Source organism: Microbispora sp. CSR-4, from assembly GCF_008033685.1.
Classification (GTDB): domain Bacteria; phylum Actinomycetota; class Actinomycetes; order Streptosporangiales; family Streptosporangiaceae; genus Microbispora.
Genome location: NZ_VJVX01000027.1, coordinates 32,604 through 53,028 on the forward strand (window position 1 = coordinate 32,604; position 20,425 = coordinate 53,028).

Genomic DNA, 20,425 nt, shown 5'->3' on the forward strand with positions numbered 1-20,425 from the left:
TAATGCGTGGGAGCGCTCCCGCTCCGCCCGGCTGCATTCTCCGCAGCGCCATCCGGCACGCCTGCCCGAAGGGCACGTTGGAAGGAAGGTGCCGCGTCTCCATGACGGCATTCGGCAAAAGTCCTCCGTCCCGGCTCGACGGAGATGTCCCGGCGGACGTCGTCCGCGCCGGCTCCCGCCCCTGGGCGCCCCACCTGTGGTGGATGGCCCTGGCCGTCGGGGCGCTCGGGTTCGCCTTCGTGTGGCTGGCCACGCCGCACGCCAGGGAGATCGGCTCGCCCTGGGAACTGGTGGCCAAGCTGGTCGCGTTCGCCTGCCTGTGCGTGGCCATCGCGGTCTTCCCCTGGGTGTCTCCCCGGCTGAGCTGGCTGCTCTACGTGCCGTTCGTCTTCTTCACCGGCTATCTCATCCCGCGGATCAGCTGGTTCTACTACGGCGACGGCGCGCGGGCCCAGGGCGACAGCTTCTACACGCACCTCTATCTGCTGCTCTATCCCGGCATCGTGCTCACGGTGGCCGCCGCCTACCGCATCGGCGGGGGCACCCCGGGCCGCACCCTGAAGATCATGCTGAGCGGGGTCCTCATCGTGTTCTCGGGCTTCCTCGACATCATGTGGTTCGTCGTCAACCCGGTCGGCATCCCCGAGGTCATCGACGCGCCGCACATCAACCTCTTCACCGGGGGACCGATCTCGTTCGGCGCGACGATCGTGTTCGCGCTCGTGCACGTCCCGGTCATCATCGGGGTCAACCTGCTGCCCCTCGACCGCTGGATCGGCCGCCTGCTGGGCGCGGGGGAGCCGTGAGCACCTCCGTGAACAGCACAGTCGGCATCCCCGTCGGCATCCCCGTCGACATCTCCGTGGCCGCGCCCGCGTACAACGAGGCGGAGACCATCGCGGCGGTGGTGGGCGAGTGGCAGGACTACCTGGAGAACGCCCCGGCCGTGGGCGACTGGGAGATCGTGGTCTGCGACGACGGGAGCCGCGACGCGACCGGCGAGATCCTGGCCGGCCTGCGGGAACGGTGCCCGCGGCTCGTCGTCGTCACGTTCGAGCGCAACCGCGGCGCGGGCGCGGCCATCGCCGCCGCGATCGCCCATACCCGGCTCGACTGGGTGGTGCTGCTCGACTCCGACGGCCAGTTTCCGATCGCCAACCTCGATCGCATCCTGCCGCGCGTCCAGGCCGGGGAGGCCCTGGCGTTCTCCGGGGCACGGATCAGGAAGGCCGACGGCCTGGCCTACCGATGGGGGTCGGCGGCCAGCGGCGCGGTCAGCAACCTGCTCCACCACACGCGCTACCGCGACTTCAACTCGATCTTCAAGGTGGTGCACGGCCCGCTCTTCCGGTCGCTGCCGCTGGAGTCGGCCGGGATGAACTGCTCGACCGAGATCACCGCGCGGGTCGCCGAGATGGGCCACGCGTGGGTGGAGGTCCCGATAGAGCACCGGGAGCGCGGCGGCGGCGCGCGCGGCTGGCGATACTGGCGCGGCGCCCGCGACCGGGCCCTGTTCGTCGCCTATCTCGGCTATCGCCACTGGCTGCTGCGCCGGGGGGTCCTGCGCAGGCCGGCGGCGCGTGAGGAGAGCCGATGAACGTCGCGGTGACGATGTTCTGCGGCGGACGAGGGGCGGCCGGCATCGCGAGGGGCATGCTGGGCGCTCCGGGCGTCGTCCTGTCGCTGATCGTGAACGGCTACGACAACGGCCTTTCCACCGGCGCGCTGCGGCGCTATCTGCCCGGGATGCTCGGGCCGTCGGACTTCCGCAAGAACCTCCTGCTCCACCTCGATCCCGCCGATCCGGCGCAGGCCGCGCTGGCGGCCGTGCTCGACCACCGGCTGCCGGGCGGGACGACGCCCGCGGGGCTCGCCGCCGTCATCGAGTCGATCACCGCGCGGCGCGGCCGGTTCGCGGCGCTGCCGGAGGCGGCCCGCGAGGCCGTCACGGCCGACCTGCGCGTGTTCGCCCGGCGGCTCGCCGCCTATCCGCACGGGCTCGACCTTTCCGACTGCGCGCTCGGCAACCTCGTGTTCGCGGGGGCCTACCTGCGGCTCGGCCGGGACTTCAACGCCGCCGTCGAGGCCTGCGCCCGAACGTTCGGCTCACCCGTACGGCTGCTCAACGTGACCAACGGGGAGAACGCCTTCCTGGCCGCGCTCCGGCGCGACGGCGGCCTGCTGGCCGACGAGGCCGAGATCGTCGCGCCGCAGGGCCCCGGAGCGATCACCGACCTGTTCCTGCTGCGCGAGCCGCTCGGCGCGCGGCGGCGGGCCGAGCTGGAGGCGCTGCCGCCCGCGTGGACCAGGGAGGTCCTGCGCCGCGAGCGCGCCGAGGTGACGCCGAACCCGCGGGCGCTCGCGGCGATCCGCGACGCCGACCTCATCGTCTATGGCCCCGGCACCCCGCACTCCTCGCTCCTGCCCAGCTATCTCACGCCGGGCGTGGCCGACGCCGTCGCGCGGAGCCGGGCGGCGGCCAAGGTGTTCGTCGTCAACACCCGCAACGACCACGACGTCCGGGGGCTGAGCGCGCCCGACCTCGTGGACCGCACGCTGGCCTACCTCGGTGATCCCCGCAACGAGCGGCGGCTGGTGACCCACGTGCTGAGCCATCACGCGTCCACGCCGGACGCCCCGGCGGTGCCGTACGGCGTGCTCGACCGGGGGGAATGGGCGGGGGCCCGCTGGATCGGCGCCGACCTGGATCACCGCGGCGTGCACCACGCGGAACGCACGGCCGAGGCCCTGCTCGCCATCAGGGACGAGGCGGCCTTGGCGCGGGCCCGATGACGGCGGTCCTGGCGGACGCGTGCGCCCGCCGCGTCTGGCTCTTCGACCTCGACGGCACGCTGGTGGACTCCTGCCCGGCGCACGAGGCGGCGTTCCGGCAGGCCATCGCCGAGGTCGCGCCCGATCGGCTCGCGTCCTTCCGCTACGCCGACCACGCGGGCGCGAGCACCCACGAGGTGGCGGTGCGCCTGCTGGGCGAGACCGGGGAGGCGGACCGGCTGGCCCGGCTGAAGCAGCGGCTCTACCGCGAGCGGGCCGGCGTGGTGGCGGTGTTCCCCGGCGCGCGGCGGCTGCTCGGCCGCCTGGTCGCCGCCGGCCGCGACGCCTACCTCGTCACCAGCGGCAGCCGGGCGTCGGTCGCGCGGGTGCTCGCCGCCTGCTCGCTGGGCGCGTACTTCAGGGGCGTGCTCACCAGCGACGACGTCCCGGCGAGCAAGCCCGACCCGGCCTTCTACGCGTACGCGTGCGCGCACTGGGGGCTCGACCCCGGCGCGGCCGTGGTGCTGGAGGACTCCGCGCACGGGGTGGCGTCGGCGGTCGGCGCGGGCCTGACGACCCTGCACGTCCACACGGCGGAGCCCGCTCCCGGGGCGGTGGCCGTACGCGACCTCGAACAGATCCTGTCTCTCCTGTATGCGGAGGTGGGCGGTGCCTGCTGAACGGTTGTGCGCGGTGATCCCGGCGGCCGGGCGGGGGAGCCGCCTCGGCCTGGACATCCCCAAGATCATGGTGGAGATCGCCGACGGCGTCACCGTGTGGCACGTGCTGCACGAGCGGCTGCGGCCGTACGTCGAGCACGTCCACGTCGTGATGTCCCCGCAGGGTGAGGGGCCGTTCCGGGCGCTGGCGGCGGACGAGATCGCGACCGGCGCGGTCTCGGTGAGCGTGCAGGAGCGGCCCACCGGGATGGGCGGCGCGATCTTCGGCGCCGCGCCGCACTGGGAGGCGTACGACACGATCCTGGTGGTCTGGGGCGACCAGGCGGGCCTGTCCCCCGAGACGGCCGGCCGGGTCGTCCGGGCGCACGAGAAGGGGATCACGCTCCCGCTGGTGCCGATGGCCGAGCCGTACGTGGAGTATGAGCTCGACGACGCCGGGACGCTGGTGCGGGTGCGCCAGTCGCGGGAGGGCGACGAGTGCCGCCCCGGCGGGCTCAGCGACGTGGGCGTCTTCTGCCTGAGCACGCGTACGAGCACGGGCCTGACCACTGGGGGGCTCCGGGAGGAGTGGACCCGCTATCTGGGCGGGGCGGACGTGGGCGCCCGCACCGGGGAGGTCAACTTCCTGCCGTTCCTGCCCTATCTGTCCCGGGAGCGGCACTGGCCGCTGACGGTGGTGCCGGTGACCGACCCCGACGAGGCGCGCGGCGTCAACACGGCCGACGACCTCGAATTCGCCCGGCGGGCACACCTGCGGTGGGCGTGACGGGGTGGGCGCGCTGACGGACCGGGCGGCCGGGCTCCTGGCCGCCCACCGCTGGGCCGCCGGGCCCACGCTGGTCAGCACCATGGCCAGCGGCACGGCCGCCGCGACCACGCTCGTCATCGCGCGGGGGATCGGCGCCGCGGCGTTCGGCCAGTTCACCGTGGTCCTGTCGATCGCGCTGATCGTCACCGTCGGCATGCTGACCAGCCTCAACTACGTCATGTTCCAGGAGTTGCCGCGGGCCGAGCCGGGGGCGCGGCCCGCCCTGGTGACGACGGCGCTGCTGGCCACGCTCGTGCTGGGCGCGGTGGTCTTCGCCGCGGGTCTCGCCGCCGCGCCGCTGCTGACCGCCGTGCTCGGCGTGGACACCCGCACGCTCGCCTTCGCGCTGGCGCTGGCGCTGTCGATGACGCTCAACCAGCTCACCGAGAGCTTCCTGCGCGGGCTGAAGAGGTTCCGCCTCGTCGCCGGGCTCAAGCTCGCCGTGGCCGTCGTCTATCTGGGCGCCGCCGCGTGCTGCCTGCTGGTCTTCGGCGTGCGGGACGCCGAGCCCTACCTGGTCGCGCTGATCGGCACCAACCTGGTCTTCGCCCTGGTCTCGGCCGCCGGGTTCGAGGTCGTGCCCCGGTCGTGGTCGTGGGCGCTGGCCCGCTCGCTCTACCGGCACGGCGCGTACGTCACCGCCATCGCCGCGCTGACGGCGGTGGTGTTCGGGGTGGACGTGATCTTCCTCAACCACTGGGCGCCCCGGGCCGACGTGGGCGTCTACTCCGTCTACAACGGTTTCCCCAAACGGCTGCTCGGGGTGGTGTTCACCGACGGGATCGGCCTGGTGCTGCTGCCCACGCTGGCGACCTTGGACAAACCCGCCGTGATGCGGCGGATCGCCCGGCTCGCCCCGGTGGTGTTCGCGGCGACCGCCGTGTTCTCGTTCGCGGCGAGCACGGTCTTCTTCCTGCTCGTGGGAGGCGAGTATCCGTACGCGCTGGGCCTGATGGCGCTGTCGGCGCTCGGGATCGGCGCGCACACGGTGTTCAACCTCCAGCAGGTCGCCCTGACCATGGACGGGGTGCGGGGGGCCAAGGTGCTCATCGGCTGCCTGCTGGCCGGGACGCCGCTCGCGCTCGCCTGCCAGGCGGCGCTGATCGCCTGGCAGGGGCTGATCGGCGGGCTGGTGGCCTTCGCCCTGAGCAATCTCGTCCTCGTGGCCGTCGTGACGGCCGTCTCCGCCCGGCTCTATCGGCCGGCCGGCGCATCGGAGGTGCGCGGGTGAGGATCGCCCACGTCATCAACCAGTTCCCGCCCAACATCACGGCGGGGCTCGGCCGCTACGCCGAGCTGATCGCCCCCCACCTGGCCCGCGACCACGAGATGGCGGTCTTCACGCTGAACGACGGCCGCCTGCACGTGTGGGAGCGGGCCGGCGGCATCGGCGTCTACCGGCCGCGCGGGCGGGTGCTCGTGCTGCTGACCAGGGCGATCGCCCGCCGCAGGCGGCTCAACCGGACGCGGGGTGTGGAGTTCCTCCTGCTCGCGCTGACCGTCGTGGTGAGCAACTGGCGCTACTTCCTGCTCCTGCGGCGGCTGCGTCCCGGCCGGCGGCCCGATCTCGTCGCCGTGCACGACTCGACGAACTTCCTGTGCGGCCTGCTGTGCCACTACGTGCTGCGGCTGCCGGTCGTGTTCCACGTGCACACCACCGAATATGGCGTCGCCCCGCAGCGCAGCATCACCGACCCGCTCAACCTGTTCGCCGCGCTGGAGCGGTGGCTGGCGCGGATCTCCCGGCGGGTCGTGGTCGCCACCCCGGAGGTGCGCGAGCAACTGCTCGAGGCGGGCTGGGACCGCTCGCCCATCGACGTCGTCCGCCTCGGCGGCACGTACGAGCGGGTGGTCGCCGACCCCGCGTTCGACCGCGACAGGCTGCGCGCCGGCGCGGCGGACCTGCGCGCCCGGCTCGGCATCGCCGAGGACGATCCGGTGCTGCTGTTCGTCGGCCGCCTCGAACGGCAGAAGGGGATCTATCCGCTGCTCGACGCCATGCGCGACATCGCGCCCGCCGTGCCGGGGCTGCGCCTGGTGCTCGTGGGGGAGGGCGACGAGGCGGGCGTCGCGCGGATCGTCAACGAGAGCGGGCTCGGCGGCCGGGTGCTGACCTCCGGCGGCTTCGTGGACAAGCGGGCGCTGCTGGACTATTACGCGATGGCCGACGCCTGCGTCTTCCCCTCGCTCTTCGAGCCGTTCGGGTTGGTGGCGACCGAGGCGATGGCCCTGGCCCGGCCGGTGATCCTCGGTGACGGCTTCTCCCGGATCTTCCTCGGCGACCCCGAGCGGCCCGCCGTACGGTTCGTGCGGGCGGCCGATCCCCGCGACATCGCCGACGGGGTGATCGAGGTCATGACAGATCCCGGGCTGCGCCGCGCCCTGGCCGAGCGGGGCGAGCGGCTGGTGCGCGAGACGCTGAGCTGGGGTCGCGCCGCCGAGGAGACGCTCGCCGTGTACGCCAAGGTGCTCTCGACGGAGGGGACGAGACGATGATCTCGCTGGTCGTGCCGTGCTACAACGCGGCCAGGACGTTGCGGCTGTGCCTGGAGTCGGCGCTGGCGCAGACCCGGCCGCCCGGCGAGATCGTCGTGGTGGACGACGCGAGCACCGACGGCTCGGCGCGGATCGCCGAGGAGCTGGGCTGCCGGGTCGTGCGGCTGCCGGAGAACCGGGGCGTGTCGGCCGCCAGGAACGCCGGGATCGACGCCACCACGGGCGATGTGATCTTCTTCCTCGACTCCGACGTGGCGCTGCGGCCCGACGCCGTCGCGAACGCGATGGAGATCCTGGAGCACGATCCCGAGGTCGGCTGCGTCCACGGGGTCTACGACACCGTGCCGCTCATCGACGACGGGCCGGTCGAGTGGTATCGCATCCTCCACGCGGTGCACTGGCGCCGTCGCCACCTGGGCGAGGTCAACAGCGTGGTGTTCGCCCTCGCCGCCGTCCGCCGCGACGTGCTGCTGGCCGTGGGCAGGCTCGACGAGCGGCTGCGCGACTGCGAGGACGTCGAATACAGCAGCAGGCTCGCCGTACGCAGCCGGATCGTGCTGACCGACACGGTCGTGGGCCGCCACGACGACGGCAGCCGCCTGCTGCCGGTGCTCGGCGAGCAGTGGCGGCGGGCGCTGCCGCTGATCCCGCTCGCGCTGACCACCACCCGGCGCGGGGCCGCCAAGCCGGAGCACGCCAACAGCCCGGCGGGCATCCTGTCGTGCGGGCTCGCCCTGGCCGGGCTGGGGCTGGTGCTGCTGAGCGTGCCGTTCGGGCTGTTCCATCCCCTGCTGCTCGCCGTCCCTGCCGTGTTCGTCGCCGGGTTCGTCCTCGCCGATCCGGAGCTGGTCGGGTTCGTACGGCGGCAGCGGGGGCCGATCTTCGCCGCCTATTTCATGGCCGTCCATCTGGTCGTCCATGTGGTGCTCGTCGCGGGCCTGGCCGCAGGCTCGCTGCGCCTGCTGACCGGCCCGCGCGATGCCCGGCAGACCGCGTGACGGGCCGCGTGACCGGGCGCGTGACCGGGCGCGTGACCGGGCGCGTGACGGGCCGCGTGACCGGGCGCGTGAGACGTCAGGCGCAGCCGACGCGCCTGCTGCTCAGGGCGATGTCGTCCACCCAGAGGTCGTACGCCGAGGGGGAGGGGTTCGGCTGGTAGAGCTGCCAGCCGATCTTCACGGTGTCGAAGCGGGGGAAGACGAAGTCGACGTCGTTGCCGCCGTGGCTCCGGGTCGACACGGTGAGGTCGGGCTTGGGCACGCCGTCGAACCAGAGCGAGATCGCGTTGTCGGCGGGATCCATCCGCCACTCGACGCACTGCCACACGTCCGCCCGCGACGGGGTCGACTCGCGCCAGTTGGTCCAGTCGCCCGTCGGGCCGCCGTCCGCGCCGACGCCCCACAGGTCCTTGCCCAGCGTGGGGACCCACTGACCGCCGAGCGGCCGGACGATCTCCGGCCCCGCGCCGGTGGCCTCGACCAGCGTGTAGTGGGCCCAGTCGGGGGCGGTGGGGAACGCCTTGACGCGCAGCCGCAGGCGGCCGTAGAAGCCGTTGCCGGGCGGGGCGAAGTCGTCCACCTTGAGGAACGCCCGGCCGTTGCCCTCGGTGTGGACGTGCAGCATCTTCTGGCCGCGGGGGCCGCGCTCCACCGTGAGCGTGCCGTGCTTGGTGTCGACGCCCCACTTGAGGCTCGCCGCGCCGCCGACCGGCAGCGACTGGAAGTCCTCGCAGAACAGCGTGCCGCCCTTCGCGCAGGTGTCCGGCCCGTGTGACGGGGACGCGGAGGCGGCCGACGCGGGGGCCGGCGACAGCAGCAGGGCCAGACAGGAGGACACCACGGGTAACAGTCGTCGCACGACGCGCTCCTTTTCCCGGTGACAACGGCAGAAGTAAAGTACGTCATCTGGGAGCGCTCCCATAGAGCCGTGCGGAAGATCGATGAAAGAGGGGAAGCGCGCGGATAATCTACGCGTGAACGGACCTTCCCGGCGATTATTTCTGCAGCTCGGCGGGCTCGCCGCGCTGACCGCCGCCTGCGCTCCCCGCCGGAAGGCCGACCCCGCGACCTTCACCCTGCTGCGCCGCCGATGGCGCGAGGTCACGCTCGGATATCCCGGGACCTTCGACCCGGAGCGGGAGCCGTACCGGAGCCGGCTGGCGCGGCTGGGCGCGCAGGCCCGCCGGCACCGCGACACGATGACGCCGACCGCCCGATCGCTCTGGCCCGACCTGCCCTTCCCCTCGCTCGACGCCACCCCGGCCCGGTTGCGGGCGATGGCCCGCGCGTACGCGCTGCCCGGCACCGGGCTGACCGCGGAGCCGGGGCTCGGCACGGCGGTAGCCGCGGGCATCGAGCACTACGTGCGCCACGTGTACGCCGAGGACGCCGAGCAGACGGGCAACTGGTGGGACTGGCAGATCGGGACGCCCCGGGCGCTGCTCGACGCCGCCGTGCTGGCGGCCGCGTATGTGACGGACACCCAGGTCGCGGCGCTGTGCGCGGCGGTGGACGCCTTCGTGCCGGAGAGCCGCCTGGACGACTACGAGGGCAACAGCACCGGGGCGAACCGGGTCGATCTGTGCACGGTCACGCTGCTGCGGGCGATCGCCGGGGCAGATCCCGATCGTGCCGCGCTCGCGGTCTCCGCGCTCTCCCCGGTGTTCCCCTACGTCACCGATGGCGACGGCTTCCACCGCGACGGCTCGTTCATCCAGCACGGGTCCGTCCCCTATCAGGGCGGATATGGCGCGGTGCTGCTGACCGGCCTCGCGACGCTGTTCGCCGTGCTGCGCGGCACACCGTGGGAGATCACCGACCCGGCGGCGGGCACCGTGCTCGACGCCGTCGACCTGGCGTTCGCGCCCTTCGTCCACGACGGCGCCTGCATGGACCTCGTACGCGGCCGGGGCATCACCAGAGGGTCGTACGGCGACCACCGGAGGGGCAGGGAGATCGCCGCGGCGGTCCTGCTGCTGGCCGAGACCGCCCCGGAGGCCGAGCGGGCCCGCTGGCGCGCCATGGTCAAGGGCTGGGCCGTCCGCGACACCGTCAAGCCCATGCTCACGGCGGCGGCCCAGAGCGATCTCGCGTTCCACGGGCGGCTGTCGGCGGTGCTGGACGACGCGACCGTCCCGGCCGCCGCCGAGCCCGCCGGGCACCGGCTGTTCCCGGCGAGCGCCCGCGCCGTTCACCGCAGGCTCGGCTGGTGCGCGGCGGTCAGCATGGCCTCCTCCCGCGTGGCGCGCTACGAGCACGGCAACGGTGAGAACCTGCGCGGCTGGCACACCGGCTCGGGGATGCTCTACTGGTGGGCGCGCGGGCACGGCGACCACTACTCCGACGCCTTCTGGCCCACCGTGGACCCCTACCGGCTGCCGGGCACGACGGTCTCCACCCGGCGGCTGCCCGACGGCGCGGGCGGCGCGTGGGGCGACACCCGCCCGCCGGCCGAATGGGTCGGCGGCGCGACCGACGGCACGTACGCCGCCGTGGGCCAGCACCTCTACGGCCTGGAGAGCACGCTGGAGGCGTTCAAATCCTGGTTCTTCCTCGACGACACCGTGGTCTGCCTCGGCGCCGGCATCACGTGCCGCGACGGCGTGCCGGTCGAGACCGTCGTGGACAACCGCAGGACCTGCGCCCGGCTCACCGTGGCGACCGGATGGGCGCACCTGGACGGCCACGGCGGTTACGTCGTGCCCGCCGGCCGGCCGCTGCGCACGCTGCGCGAGGACCGCACGGCCGCGGGGGTCACCCGGACCTACACCACGCTGTGGCTCGACCACGGTGTGGACCCCGACGCGGCCGACTACGTCTACCACCTCATGCCGGGGGCGGGCCCGGCCGAGACCGCCGCCCGCGCCGCCGATCCCGGCTGGGCCCGGGTGCTCGCCAACACCTCGGCGCAGCAGGGGATCGAGGTCCCGTCGCTGGGCGTCACCGCGGTCAACTTCTGGACGGGCGGACACGCGGGCCTCCTGACGGCCTCCGGTCCGTGCGCGGTCCTCGTACGCGACCTCGGCGACGGCACGGCCACGGTGACGGTTGCCGATCCCCGGCGTGCCCTCGACGAGCTGACGGTGACGTGGGACCGGCCGGTGGCGGCGGTCACACGCGGGCACCCGCTCCTGGAGCGCGCGGAGACCGGCGCCCGGCTCACGCTCACCTTCACGGCGCCGGCCGACCACGAGGGCGCCTCCCGCACCATCGCCGTCCGGCTCGTCGTTTCGACGACCTGAGCAGGGAGCTGCGGGAACGCCGTGTCATCATGAACGCCGTGTCCACCCTGCCCGACGACCTGGACGACGCGCTCGAAGCGTCGCTGGGCCGCTTCCCCACGACCGAGCTGACGCGGAGCGTGCAGACGCTGATCCGCCAGTATCGGGAGGGCTTCGACCGCAGCGTGCCCGCGCTGGGCACGGAGGCCGCGGTCGCGGCGTACGCCGGTTATCGCATGCCGGCGACCTACAGCGCCGTGCGCGCCGCGCTGCGTCAGGTCGCCCTGCTGGCCCCCGGGTTCGCGCCGGAGACGCAGATGGACGTGGGTGGTGGGACCGGCAGCGCGTTGTGGGCCGCGAGCGCGGTCTGGCCGACCCTGCGCACGGCCACCGTGCTGGAGCAGTCACCCTCGGCCATCGCCTTCGGGCGCCGGCTGGCCGGGCACGCGCCCGCCGTGGCCGTACGCGAGGCGCGCTGGCAGCAGGCGTTCGTCGACCGGAGCGCGCCCGCGCCGACGGCCGACCTGGTCACGATGTCCTATGTGCTCGGCGAGCTGTCGCCCGCCGTCCAGGAGGACGTGGTCGGCACCTTGGCCCGGGGAGCGGCCCAGGGAGCGGCCAAGGGAGCGGCCCGGGGAGCGGGCATGCTCGTGATCGTCGAGCCCGGCACGCCCGCCGGATATGCCCGGATCGCGGCGGCCCGGCGGTTGCTGGCCGCATCGGGCCTGCACGTGGTCGCCCCCTGCCCGCACGACGGCGAGTGCCCGATCCGCCCCGGCCAGGACTGGTGTCACTTCGCGGTCCGGCTCAACCGCACCGCCCTGCACCGGCGGATCAAGGACGGCACGCTGAGCTTCGAAGACGAGAAGTTCTCCTATGTCGCGGCGTCGGCCCGGCCATCGCCGCGAGCGGAGAGCCGGATCCTCCGCCACCCCGTCAAGCGCAAGGGGCTGGTCACGCTGCGCCTGTGCACGGCCGAGGACGGGCTGGCCGACCGCCCGGTCTCCAAGCGGCAGGGCGAGACCTACCGCGAGGCGCGCGACGCCGTCTGGGGTGACGCCTGGCCCATCGGCCGGGAAAGCGCGAGCCCGGCAGGTTAGGGACGCTTCCGCCCGGTTAGGGAAGCGTCCGTCAGGTATGGGCAACACGGTTCGGCCGTTCCATAGGATGGGCGCATCACGCACCGGCCAGGCGGAACATCCCAGGGCCCCGGCCCGGTGCGACGGAAGGAGCTCGACGTCAGCACCGTCGACGAAGCGTCCGGCAGACCGATGTCGCTCGCCTCTCCCACGGAGGCGAGCCGCCTCGCGGCCGCACGCCGTGCCACCCGCAACTCGAACGCCGTCCTCCGGGAGTCTCGGTGCAGCATGACAACGGTCTGACCGTCAGCCTCCAGTCGCCCGTCTCCGGGCCGCGCCTGCTGGTCGTGACCGGTGACCTGGACCATCACACCACCCCACGCCTACGGGCGGCCCTGGAGGAGGTCGAGTTCGGCCCCGGCTCCGGCCTGGTCGTCGACCTGTCCGGCCTGACCTTTTGCGACTCCACCGGCATCGCCACACTGGTCGCGGCCCACCAGCGCGCCGCCGACGTGGGCGCCGCCCTGCTCCTGGCCGGTCTGCACTCCGACATCGCCCGGGTCTTCCAGATCATGGGCCTCGACCAGCTGCTGTCCCTCTACGACAGCCCGGAAGAGGCCGTACGCGCGCTGAGCGAATAGAGGTCGTTCACAGGGGCGCGGCGACGGCGACCACGATGTTCTGCTTGATGTCGCAGTTCCTGGTGCGGCGGCAGAAACCGTCCTCCACGTTGGTGGCCCCGCCCGCGGTGCTGGCCGCCGTGTGCTGGTGGCCGCGATTGCGGGTGGGGCTGTGCAGGTTGACGATGTTCCGGTTGCGCGTGCCGTTCCCTACGGAGGTGGGGCCGTCCCCGTCGCCCCGCCCGGCCCGCGCGTACGCGGGAGCGGTGAGCAGGGCCTGCGCGGCGGCGGCCGCGACGAGGACGACGGCGAACAGCGGGACACGCCCAGATGCGCTGTGTGAAAGAAGCATCGCCACCACCCGTCCGCCCGCCCGGAATCTCGTCACACCGTAGCGTCCGGCCGGGCGCGGACGGCGTCTTCCCGCGTCCGTGTCCCGCCATGTTCTCGGCCGTTTCGCCGCGCGTCGGCGCCCGATGCTGCGTCGGCCTCCGATGCTGTGTCGGCCTCCGATGCTGCGTCGGCCCCGAGGTGTCAGCGTCCGATGATCACCGTGCCGCTCGTCCTGGGGGAGCTCCGCATGTGGCCCCGCAGGTTCTGGGCGCCCTTGCAGCCGGGCCTGCGCCTGCAGTTGGACGCCTGGGTGTTCACCGACGCGTCCACGCCGGAGACGATCTGCTGAGTGCCCGCCGCGTTCCACGCGTCGCCGACGAGCAGGGAGTTCAGGTTGTTCTGGCCGTTGTTGAACACGTACCGCGAATCGGCGCCGTTCCCGCCGCCACCGCCGCCCCGCCCCCGGAGGGTCGCCGCGTCGGCGGGGGAGAGCAGCGGAGAGAGCGCGACGCCCGCGCCTGCGACCGCGAGCGCGGTCAGCGCCAGCAGCCGCGCCGCGGAGCTGGTGAGCGCGTGCCGTCTCGTGTCGTGAGCCCTGAGATGAGCCCTGTGACGAGCCATGTTCTCCTGTGCCTTCCCCCGGTGACCGTCGAACAGATCCGTCCGTGTGTGGATCTGCCGGGCATCTACCCCGCACGCACGCGCCCGTCACGGTCACTGAAGGAGGATTAGGACCCCCCAACGTAAGGATCTTCCGACCTAGCTCTCTTGGAGCGATCCCCGCAGTCGCTGGGTCAGCTTGCAGAGGCGCGCTCCCCGGCGGCAGATGATGCTCTGCCCGTTCGCCACGCCGCCGACGCCGATCGTCCTGTGCTGGATGCCGGACCCGTTCCGCGCGCTGCCCACCGTCAGCTGGCTGACGTTTCGGATCCCGTTGCCGACGCGGACGCCGGCGGTGTTGCCGTTGCGGTCGCCGCTCCCTGCCGTCTGGGTGGCGGCGTGCGCGACCGTCGCGTGCGCGGCCAGCGCCGCCGTCATCACCGTGGCCGCCACCAGGGCGAGACCGCCGCGCATCAGCGGCTCACCGCCCGCCTTCGGACTCGTCGCCCGCCGGGCCGCGGGACTTGATGTGCTGCGACAGCGTGCAGAACCGGCCGCGCGGCCGGCACAGGCCGCCCTGCACGCTGCTGACCCCGCCCACGCCCGACGAGAACTGGTGGAGGACGCCGCGCAGGCGGGTGCTGCCGATCGTCACCAGGTTGCGGTTTTCCGAGCCGTTGCCCACGCGTACGGCCGAGCGGTTCCCGTTGCCGTCGCCGCCCGAGGCGTACGCGTCCAGCGGTGCGACCAGAGTGAGAGCCGGCGCAAGGGCGAGCGCGAGGGCGAGCGCCAGGGCCGGGGCCGGCGCGGGCCGTCGGCGAAGGGCGCCAGGGGATCGCATGCGGGTGTGGATGATCGGCATCGACGTGCCTCCTACCCCGCTCGCGTGCCCGCGTCCCGGCTCCGGGGGAATTCGCAGCGGATCATTCCCCGGGCATGGAACGGCCGCCCCTCCGGTGAAGGGGCGGCCGGTCGCCGGTTATCGGCTGGTCACCTCGTAGGTCCGCAGGTAGTCGAACGTCGCGGTGGCGCCCGCCGCGTTCATCGAGATCAGGCCGATCCGCACCGGCCCGGTGCGCGGGAGCGACCAGGTGCCGCCCCAGATCCAGTGGGTGCCGTCGGTGCTCGACGCCATCCTGACGTCGTGCTCGCCGTTCTCCTGGTCGTAGTGGTAGAGCAGTCGCAGCCAGGTGGTCTGCGCGGCCGGGCCGCCGAACATCGGCGCGTTGGCGACGGCGGTGGGCGGGGTGGTGCCGGGGCGCGGGCCCTCCTTGCCGAACTCGGTCTGGTGCAGCACCGCCCCGTTGCCCTGGTTGAGGGGCAGGACCGTGTGCGTCAGCTTCAGCCACCGGTCGTCGTTCTCGTACAGCAGCAGACCGGCCTGCTGGTTGCCCTTCGTGCCGTCGAAGGTGAGCTTCGTCTCGACGGCGAAGTCGCCCTGCGGCGCGTCGCGGAGCAGGATCGACGCGGTGTTGTCGCCCTGGAACAGCTCGGCGTTCTGGGTCGGCCAGACGAGGGAGCCGTTCGACAGGGTGGCCGACGGGTTGCGGACCTTCGTCCAGCCGGTGGGCGAGCCGGTGCCGTCGAACTCGTCGGAGTACGCCGGAAGCCGCCTGCCGAGGACGGGGTCGGGCACCCGCTCGGTCACCGGCCGGTAGAGCGGCGCGGCGCCCACGTTGTCGGCGTCGGCCGGACCTCGGGTGGTCACCCCGATGGCGCCGGACGCGGGGGCGTCCGCGGGCAGCGTCATGGAGACGATCGCGACCGGGTCGCCGAGCCGGTCGGCCGACACCGACACGGTCAGCGCGTCGCCGCGCCGCTCGGCGGCGACGTTGTGCCAGGAGCCGTAGTCGAACGTGGACGGCAGCGGGCTGCGCGCCGTCGTCGTTCTGCCGTGCACCTTGGCCGTGACGACGAGCTCGCCGCGCTCGCGGTCGAGCCACGCGGTGATGTCCTTCGCGCCGTTCTCGCGGGTGATGATCAGCCCGGCGGCGGTGCCGCTCTCGCGCAGCCGCAGGTCGGCCTCCACACGGACGTCGCCCCGGACCAGGTCGTCGCTGAGCTCGCTGGTCGAGCCCTTGCCGGTGAGGTGACCGAGCGAGTCGGGATCGGAGGCGAGCTTCCACGGCCCGGTCCACCCGGCCTTGCCCTCGTTGAACGTGCCGCCCACGGTCCAGGTGGTGACCGGCGCAGGCTGCGCCCCGGTGGACGGCCCGGCCCCGGCCCGTACGACCGGCCAGCCGTCGATCCAGTCGAGCCGGTCGATCATGAGGGGACGCCGGCTCAGGTTGCTGATCGTCGTGCCCCAGGTCGTCGTGACCGGCCCGAACTCGGGGGCCGACGAGGGAATCGCGTGGTAGACGAGCCAGTCCTGCCCGCTGAGGTCGGTCTGGACGGCGTTGTGGCCCGGGCCGACCCAGCCGTTGCCGCTGGCCGCGAGGACGATGCCGTCCTTGCTGGTCAGGTCCATGAGGTCGACACCGGTCGGGGTGGTGAACGGCCCGAGGGGGCTGTCGGCGCGGCCGACCTTGACCGTGTAGCCGCTGAACGCCCCGTCGCAGCACCCGGCGTCGGAGTAGAACAGGTAGTACCTGTCGTCGTGCCGGACGACGAAGCCGCCCTCCATGCGGCGTCCGCGGGCGATCTGCGTGACCGGGCCGGTGACCGCGGTCGCCTCGGCGTTCATCTTCGCGCCGCAGATGGTGTCGTAGCTGCCCCAGTAGAGGTAGTTGTCGCCGTTGACGTCGGTGAACATGGCCTGGTCGATGTTGCCCGTCGGGCAGCCGCTGCCGCCCGCGGGGACGATCATGCCGTGGTCGGTCCAGGGCCCGGTCGGGTGCGGGCCGGTCGCGAGCCCGACGCCGCCCGTGGAGAGCGCGTACGTCAGGTGGTAATCCCGTGCCCCAGCGGCCTCAGGAGCTTCAGGCGGATGCGGCAGGATGCCTTGGTGTGTGTGTCGGGGAGGTGTCCGTGCTGGTCAGAGGGTTTCGTCAGGCCTCGGGCAGATTTACCGATTCTTTTTGTCGGATGGTTGACGTAAAAAACGGGCGAACCTTAGGTTTCCAGCGTGTCACCGACCCCCAACGGCGTGCATGCCCTCGTGCGCCGCTCCCATGAGGAGCGGGTGCTGCGCGTGCTCCGCCAGAACGGCGCACAGAGCCGCAACGAGATCGCGGCCCGGGTCGGCCTGTCGCGCACCACGGTCTCCGAGATCACCAGCGATCTCCTCGGCCGCGGGGCCATCCGCGTCGTCGACACCGACGCCGTGGAGCGGGTCGGCAGCGGCCGGCCGGCCGAGCGGCTCGCGCTCGACCCGGCCTCCGGGCAGTACATGGGCGTCGACTTCGGCCACCGCCGCGTGAACGTCCTGGTGGCCGATGCCGCGCACGACATCATCGCGTCCGGGACCGCCCGCTATGAGGAGTCGGCGCAGTGGCCCGAGCGCCTCGACGCCGGGCTCGCGCTGATCGACCGGCTGAGCGCCGACACCGGCGTCCACTACGGCGCGCTTCAGGCGATCGCCGTCGGCGTGCCGGGCTGGGGCGACCGCTCGCGCGCCGACGGTGTGGCGGAGGGGTTCGCCACCCGCTTCCACGCCGGTGTGATCGTGGACAACAACGTGCGCTTCGCCGGGCTGGCCGAGGCACTGCACGCCCAGTCCGACTCCGTACGCGACCTCATCTACCTGCGCCTTTCGGACGGCGTCGGCGGCGGTCTGGTGGTGGGCGGGCAGCTCGTCAAGGGCGCCAACGGCTACGCGGGGGAGCTCGGCCACGTGACCGCGGTCCCCGGCGGCGCGCGGTGCCGGTGCGGCAAGAACGGATGCGTGGAGACCGTGGCGTCGGTGCCGGCGATCCTCGGGCGGTGCCGCGAGCTGGGCGTGCCCGTCGACACGCTCGACGACCTGAAGGCCGCGGTCGAGATCGCCCATCCGACCGTCGACCAGGTGCTCCGCGAGGCCGGCACGGCGGTCGGCCGGGTGCTCGGCACGGCGGCCATGACACTCAACCCCGACGAGATCGTGCTCGGCGGCGAGATCATCCGGGTCGCTCCGGCCCTGCTGCGCCAGGTCGCCGACACGGTCACCTACGAGCTGTCGTGGCGCACCGACGCGGCGCCGGTGATCCGCCCCGCCCTGCTCTCGGACGACGGAGGGGCGCGCGGGGCCATCGCCGCCCTGTTCCACGAGTCGCCGCTGCTCGCCGGATACGAAGCGAACGTCACGACGGACGGAGGCCGATAGTGGCCGTGACCAGTGCGGGCGCCACGAGGGACGGCAACGCCCCCGCCCGGCCGCGCAAGAACCGGACCTTCCTGGTCCTCAACATCATCTCGATCGTGGCCGGGATCGCGATCTGGTGGGGGCTGTCCCTGGCCGGGCTCCAGTTCCCCACTCCCGCCGAGGTCGTCTCTGCCGCCTGGAAGATGATCCAGGACGGCACGCTCGCCACCGACGTCGGCGCCTCGCTCGGGCGCGTGCTCGCGGGGTTCGCCCTCGGCTCGGTCGCGGCGGTGATCGTCGGCTTCGTCATGGGGTGGTACACGGTGGCCCGCGGCCTGTTCGAGCCGTGGATCCAGTTCTTCCGCACGATCCCGCCGCTGGCGATGCTGCCGCTGGTGCTCGTGCTGATGGGCATCGGCGAGAGCCCGAAGATCTTCGTCATCTTCCTGGCGGCGTTCCTGTCCTGCGTCATCTCCACCTACCAGGGCGTGGTCAACGTGGACAAGACGCTGATCAACGCCGCGCGGGTGCTCGGCGCGGGCGACGGGACCATCTTCCGCCGCGTCGTGGTGCCGGCCTCGACGCCGTTCATCCTCGTGGGCATGCGGGTCGGGCTCGGCTCGGCCTGGGGCACGCTGGTGGCCGCCGAGCTCCTGGCCGCGCAGGCCGGGCTCGGCCACCGGATGCAGAGCGCGCAGCTCTACTACGACCTTCCGACGATCTTCGTCGGCATCATCGCGATCGGGGTCCTCGGCCTGATCATGGACCGGCTGCTCATGATCGCCGGCAACAAGCTGACGGCCTGGCAGGAGAACCGATGAGCACTCCCAAGATTTCCGTACGCGACGTGCAGAAGGTCTTCCCGGTGGGGAAGGAGCCGTTCGTCGCGCTCGGCGGCGTCTCGCTGGACATCGCCGACAACGAGTTCGTGACCGTCGTGGGCCCCTCCGGCTGCGGCAAGAGCACGCTGCTCAACATCCTCGCCGGGCTGGAGCAGCCCACCGGCGGCGCCGCGCTGGTGGACGGGAAGCCGGTCACCGGCCCCGGCCCCGAGCGCGGCGTCATCTTCCAGCAGTACGCGTTGTTCCCGTGGCTGACCGTCCGCGAGAACGTCGAGTTCGGCATGCGCACCGCCAAGGTCCCCAAGGCGGAGCGGCGCGAGCGGGCCGAGCACTTCATCCGCCTGGTCGGCCTGGAGCAGTTCGCCGACGCGCTGCCCAAGACGCTGTCCGGCGGCATGAAGCAGCGCTGCGCGATCGCCCGCGCGTACGCGGTGAACCCGTCGATCCTGCTCATGGACGAGCCCTTCGGCGCCCTGGACGCGCTGACCCGGGTGCGGCTCCAGGAGCAGCTCCTGGAGACCTGGAGCAAGGAGCGGCGGACGGTCATGTTCATCACCCACGACGTCGACGAGGCGGTGTTCCTCGCCAACCGGGTGGTCGTCATGGCCGCCAGGCCGGGCCGCATCGCCGAGATCATCGACGTCGATCTTCCCTATCCGCGCGACGAGGACATGCGGCTGAGCCCCGAGTTCGGGGCGCTGCGCAACCGCGTCTGGCATGCGGTGTACCACCAGCGGCAGATCAAGGAGCCCGCGAAATGAAGAAGACCCTCCTGGCCGCCGCGGCGGTCGTCATGGCACTGTCGGCGGCGGCCTGCGGGTCGGACTCCGCCGGGTCGGGCGGTGCGGACGGCGCCACCCACGTGAACTTCGGCTACATCGCCGACTTCAACGGCGCGAGCCTGCTCGCCGTCGCCGACAAGCAGGGCCTGTGGAAGAAGCACGGCCTCGATCCCAAGGTCAGCGTGTTCACCAACGGCCCGCTGCAGATCCAGGCGCTGGGCACCGGCGACCTCGACTTCGGCTACATCGGCCCCGGCGCCATGTGGCTCCCCGCGTCCGGCAAGGCCAAGGTCGTCGCGCTGAACACGCTCGGCAACGCCGACCGCGTCATCGCCCAGGCCGGCATCACGTCGATGGACCAGCTGAAGGGCAAGACGATCGGCGTGCCCGAGGGCACCTCCGGCGACATGATCCTCACCCTCGCGCTGAAGAAGGCCGGGATGACCAAGGACGACGTCAAGATCGTCCCGATGGACGCGTCCACGATCGTGTCGGCGTTCACCTCCAAGCAGATCGACGCGGCAGGCTTCTGGTATCCGGCCATCTCCACGATCAAGAAGACCGTGCCCGACCTGGTCGAGCTGGCCAAGAACGAGGACTTCGCCGACACCGTGTCGTTCCCGACCGCGTTCGTCGCCGGCAACGACGTCGTCGCCAAGGAGAAGGACAAGACCGAGAAGGTCATCGGCGTGCTGCGCGACGCCATCCAATATCGCAGCGAGCACCTCGACGAGACCGTGGCCGCGACCGCCGAGATGCTGAAGCTGCCCGCCGACCAGGTCAAGGCCGACGCCGCGAACTCGAAGGTGCTGTCGCTGTCCGACCTCGACGGCTACACCAAGGACGGGACGATCGACAAGTGGCTCAGCGGGATGGGCGACTACTTCGTCAGCGCGGGCAAGCTGCCCTCGGCCGTCGACCCGAAGACGTACTACACCGGCGATCTGTTCACGGGCGCCGCCCAATGACGCG

Annotated in this window: 21 protein-coding genes; 15 read left to right on the plus strand and 6 right to left on the minus strand. The window is 72.6% G+C overall.

Going from position 1 to position 20,425, the window contains the following annotated elements:
- Positions 1-101: 101 nt before the first annotated feature.
- Genes FLV34_RS20555 through FLV34_RS20590 form a run of 8 tightly spaced genes read left to right on the plus strand, consistent with a single transcriptional unit; the run spans position 102 to position 7,754 of the window.
- A complete protein-coding gene (locus tag FLV34_RS20555) occupies positions 102-806 on the plus strand; it encodes a hypothetical protein (protein ID WP_240971957.1) in 705 nt (234 codons plus the stop codon).
- On the plus strand, positions 803-1,597 hold the full coding sequence (locus FLV34_RS20560; RefSeq protein ID WP_260617471.1) for a glycosyltransferase family 2 protein: 795 nt from the start codon (positions 803-805) through the stop codon (positions 1,595-1,597). Before FLV34_RS20555 ends, FLV34_RS20560 begins: the two co-directional genes overlap by 4 nt.
- The gene (locus FLV34_RS20565; protein WP_142650856.1) at positions 1,594-2,793 is read left to right on the plus strand and encodes a 2-phospho-L-lactate transferase CofD family protein; all 1,200 of its coding nucleotides are present in this window, start codon (positions 1,594-1,596) and stop codon (positions 2,791-2,793) included. The genes FLV34_RS20560 and FLV34_RS20565 overlap by 4 nt, the downstream gene beginning before the upstream one ends.
- A complete protein-coding gene (locus FLV34_RS20570) occupies positions 2,790-3,452 on the plus strand; it encodes an HAD family phosphatase (RefSeq protein ID WP_147943816.1) in 663 nt (220 codons plus the stop codon). The genes FLV34_RS20565 and FLV34_RS20570 overlap by 4 nt, the downstream gene beginning before the upstream one ends.
- Positions 3,442-4,218, plus strand: a complete 777-nt coding sequence (locus FLV34_RS20575; protein ID WP_260617470.1) for an NTP transferase domain-containing protein — start codon at positions 3,442-3,444, stop codon at positions 4,216-4,218. Before FLV34_RS20570 ends, FLV34_RS20575 begins: the two co-directional genes overlap by 11 nt.
- A gap of 4 nt (positions 4,219-4,222) precedes the next feature.
- Positions 4,223-5,491: a lipopolysaccharide biosynthesis protein gene (locus tag FLV34_RS20580; protein WP_168066399.1), complete on the plus strand. Its 1,269-nt coding sequence runs from the start codon at positions 4,223-4,225 to the stop codon at positions 5,489-5,491.
- Positions 5,488-6,756, plus strand: a complete 1,269-nt coding sequence (locus tag FLV34_RS20585) for a glycosyltransferase family 4 protein (RefSeq protein ID WP_147943817.1) — start codon at positions 5,488-5,490, stop codon at positions 6,754-6,756. Before FLV34_RS20580 ends, FLV34_RS20585 begins: the two co-directional genes overlap by 4 nt.
- On the plus strand, positions 6,753-7,754 hold the full coding sequence (locus FLV34_RS20590) for a glycosyltransferase family 2 protein (RefSeq protein ID WP_168066397.1): 1,002 nt from the start codon (positions 6,753-6,755) through the stop codon (positions 7,752-7,754). Before FLV34_RS20585 ends, FLV34_RS20590 begins: the two co-directional genes overlap by 4 nt.
- A 76-nt stretch (positions 7,755-7,830) precedes the next feature.
- On the opposite strand, the gene FLV34_RS20595 is transcribed toward FLV34_RS20590, so the two are convergent.
- On the minus strand, positions 7,831-8,613 hold the full coding sequence (locus FLV34_RS20595; protein ID WP_187280677.1) for a hypothetical protein: 783 nt from the start codon (positions 8,611-8,613) through the stop codon (positions 7,831-7,833).
- Positions 8,614-8,728: 115 nt separating this feature from the next.
- Between FLV34_RS20595 and FLV34_RS20600 the strand changes: the two genes are divergently transcribed.
- The 3 genes from FLV34_RS20600 to FLV34_RS20610 all read left to right on the plus strand — a co-directional run bounded on the left by FLV34_RS20600 (position 8,729) and on the right by FLV34_RS20610 (position 12,695).
- Positions 8,729-10,996 carry a polysaccharide lyase 8 family protein gene (locus FLV34_RS20600; protein ID WP_147943819.1) on the plus strand — a complete coding sequence of 756 codons (2,268 nt, stop codon included), beginning with the start codon at positions 8,729-8,731 and terminating at the stop codon, positions 10,994-10,996.
- A gap of 38 nt (positions 10,997-11,034) precedes the next feature.
- The gene (locus FLV34_RS20605) at positions 11,035-12,075 is read left to right on the plus strand and encodes a small ribosomal subunit Rsm22 family protein (protein ID WP_261985849.1); all 1,041 of its coding nucleotides are present in this window, start codon (positions 11,035-11,037) and stop codon (positions 12,073-12,075) included.
- Positions 12,076-12,335: 260 nt separating this feature from the next.
- Positions 12,336-12,695 carry an STAS domain-containing protein gene (locus tag FLV34_RS20610; protein ID WP_260617468.1) on the plus strand — a complete coding sequence of 120 codons (360 nt, stop codon included), beginning with the start codon at positions 12,336-12,338 and terminating at the stop codon, positions 12,693-12,695.
- 7 nt (positions 12,696-12,702) lie between these two features.
- Here FLV34_RS20610 and FLV34_RS20615 read toward each other — a convergent pair whose 3' ends face one another.
- From FLV34_RS20615 to FLV34_RS20635, 5 genes are all read right to left on the minus strand, one after another.
- Entirely contained in the window at positions 12,703-13,026 is a 324-nt protein-coding gene (locus FLV34_RS20615; RefSeq protein ID WP_142650850.1) for a hypothetical protein, read from the minus strand.
- Between the two features lie 182 nt (positions 13,027-13,208).
- The gene (locus FLV34_RS20620) at positions 13,209-13,628 is read right to left on the minus strand and encodes a hypothetical protein (RefSeq protein WP_142650849.1); all 420 of its coding nucleotides are present in this window, start codon (positions 13,626-13,628) and stop codon (positions 13,209-13,211) included.
- A gap of 138 nt (positions 13,629-13,766) precedes the next feature.
- Complete coding sequence (locus FLV34_RS20625) at positions 13,767-14,081, minus strand: hypothetical protein (RefSeq protein ID WP_142650848.1); 315 nt, start codon at positions 14,079-14,081, stop codon at positions 13,767-13,769.
- A gap of 7 nt (positions 14,082-14,088) precedes the next feature.
- Positions 14,089-14,469, minus strand: a complete 381-nt coding sequence (locus FLV34_RS20630) for a hypothetical protein (protein ID WP_147943821.1) — start codon at positions 14,467-14,469, stop codon at positions 14,089-14,091.
- A gap of 117 nt (positions 14,470-14,586) precedes the next feature.
- Positions 14,587-16,548 carry a family 43 glycosylhydrolase gene (locus tag FLV34_RS20635; protein WP_147943822.1) on the minus strand — a complete coding sequence of 654 codons (1,962 nt, stop codon included), beginning with the start codon at positions 16,546-16,548 and terminating at the stop codon, positions 14,587-14,589.
- A 126-nt stretch (positions 16,549-16,674) separates the two neighbouring features.
- Here FLV34_RS20635 and FLV34_RS41690 point away from each other — a divergent pair, with 126 nt between their 5' ends.
- The 4 genes from FLV34_RS41690 to FLV34_RS20655 are packed head-to-tail and all read left to right on the plus strand — an operon-like array spanning position 16,675 to position 20,421.
- A complete protein-coding gene (locus tag FLV34_RS41690) occupies positions 16,675-17,850 on the plus strand; it encodes an ROK family transcriptional regulator (protein WP_147943823.1) in 1,176 nt (391 codons plus the stop codon).
- On the plus strand, positions 17,850-18,650 hold the full coding sequence (locus tag FLV34_RS20645) for an ABC transporter permease (RefSeq protein WP_222709568.1): 801 nt from the start codon (positions 17,850-17,852) through the stop codon (positions 18,648-18,650). The genes FLV34_RS41690 and FLV34_RS20645 overlap by 1 nt, the downstream gene beginning before the upstream one ends.
- A complete protein-coding gene (locus FLV34_RS20650) occupies positions 18,647-19,432 on the plus strand; it encodes an ABC transporter ATP-binding protein (protein WP_142650845.1) in 786 nt (261 codons plus the stop codon). The genes FLV34_RS20645 and FLV34_RS20650 overlap by 4 nt, the downstream gene beginning before the upstream one ends.
- Complete coding sequence (locus tag FLV34_RS20655; RefSeq protein ID WP_142650843.1) at positions 19,429-20,421, plus strand: aliphatic sulfonate ABC transporter substrate-binding protein; 993 nt, start codon at positions 19,429-19,431, stop codon at positions 20,419-20,421. Before FLV34_RS20650 ends, FLV34_RS20655 begins: the two co-directional genes overlap by 4 nt.
- Positions 20,422-20,425 lie beyond the last annotated feature (4 nt).

Coding starts and splice junctions, on each gene's coding strand:
- FLV34_RS20590 (WP_168066397.1), top strand. CDS start 6,753: ATGATCTCGCTGGTCGTGCCGTGCTACAACGCGGCCAGGACGTTGCGG.
- FLV34_RS20620 (WP_142650849.1), bottom strand. CDS start 13,628: ATGGCTCGTCACAGGGCTCATCTCAGGGCTCACGACACGAGACGGCAC.
- FLV34_RS20625 (WP_142650848.1), bottom strand. CDS start 14,081: ATGCGCGGCGGTCTCGCCCTGGTGGCGGCCACGGTGATGACGGCGGCG.
- FLV34_RS20615 (WP_142650850.1), bottom strand. CDS start 13,026: ATGCTTCTTTCACACAGCGCATCTGGGCGTGTCCCGCTGTTCGCCGTC.
- FLV34_RS20555 (WP_240971957.1), top strand. CDS start 102: ATGACGGCATTCGGCAAAAGTCCTCCGTCCCGGCTCGACGGAGATGTC.
- FLV34_RS20655 (WP_142650843.1), top strand. CDS start 19,429: ATGAAGAAGACCCTCCTGGCCGCCGCGGCGGTCGTCATGGCACTGTCG.
- FLV34_RS20565 (WP_142650856.1), top strand. CDS start 1,594: ATGAACGTCGCGGTGACGATGTTCTGCGGCGGACGAGGGGCGGCCGGC.
- FLV34_RS20630 (WP_147943821.1), bottom strand. CDS start 14,469: ATGCCGATCATCCACACCCGCATGCGATCCCCTGGCGCCCTTCGCCGA.
- FLV34_RS20650 (WP_142650845.1), top strand. CDS start 18,647: ATGAGCACTCCCAAGATTTCCGTACGCGACGTGCAGAAGGTCTTCCCG.
- FLV34_RS20570 (WP_147943816.1), top strand. CDS start 2,790: ATGACGGCGGTCCTGGCGGACGCGTGCGCCCGCCGCGTCTGGCTCTTC.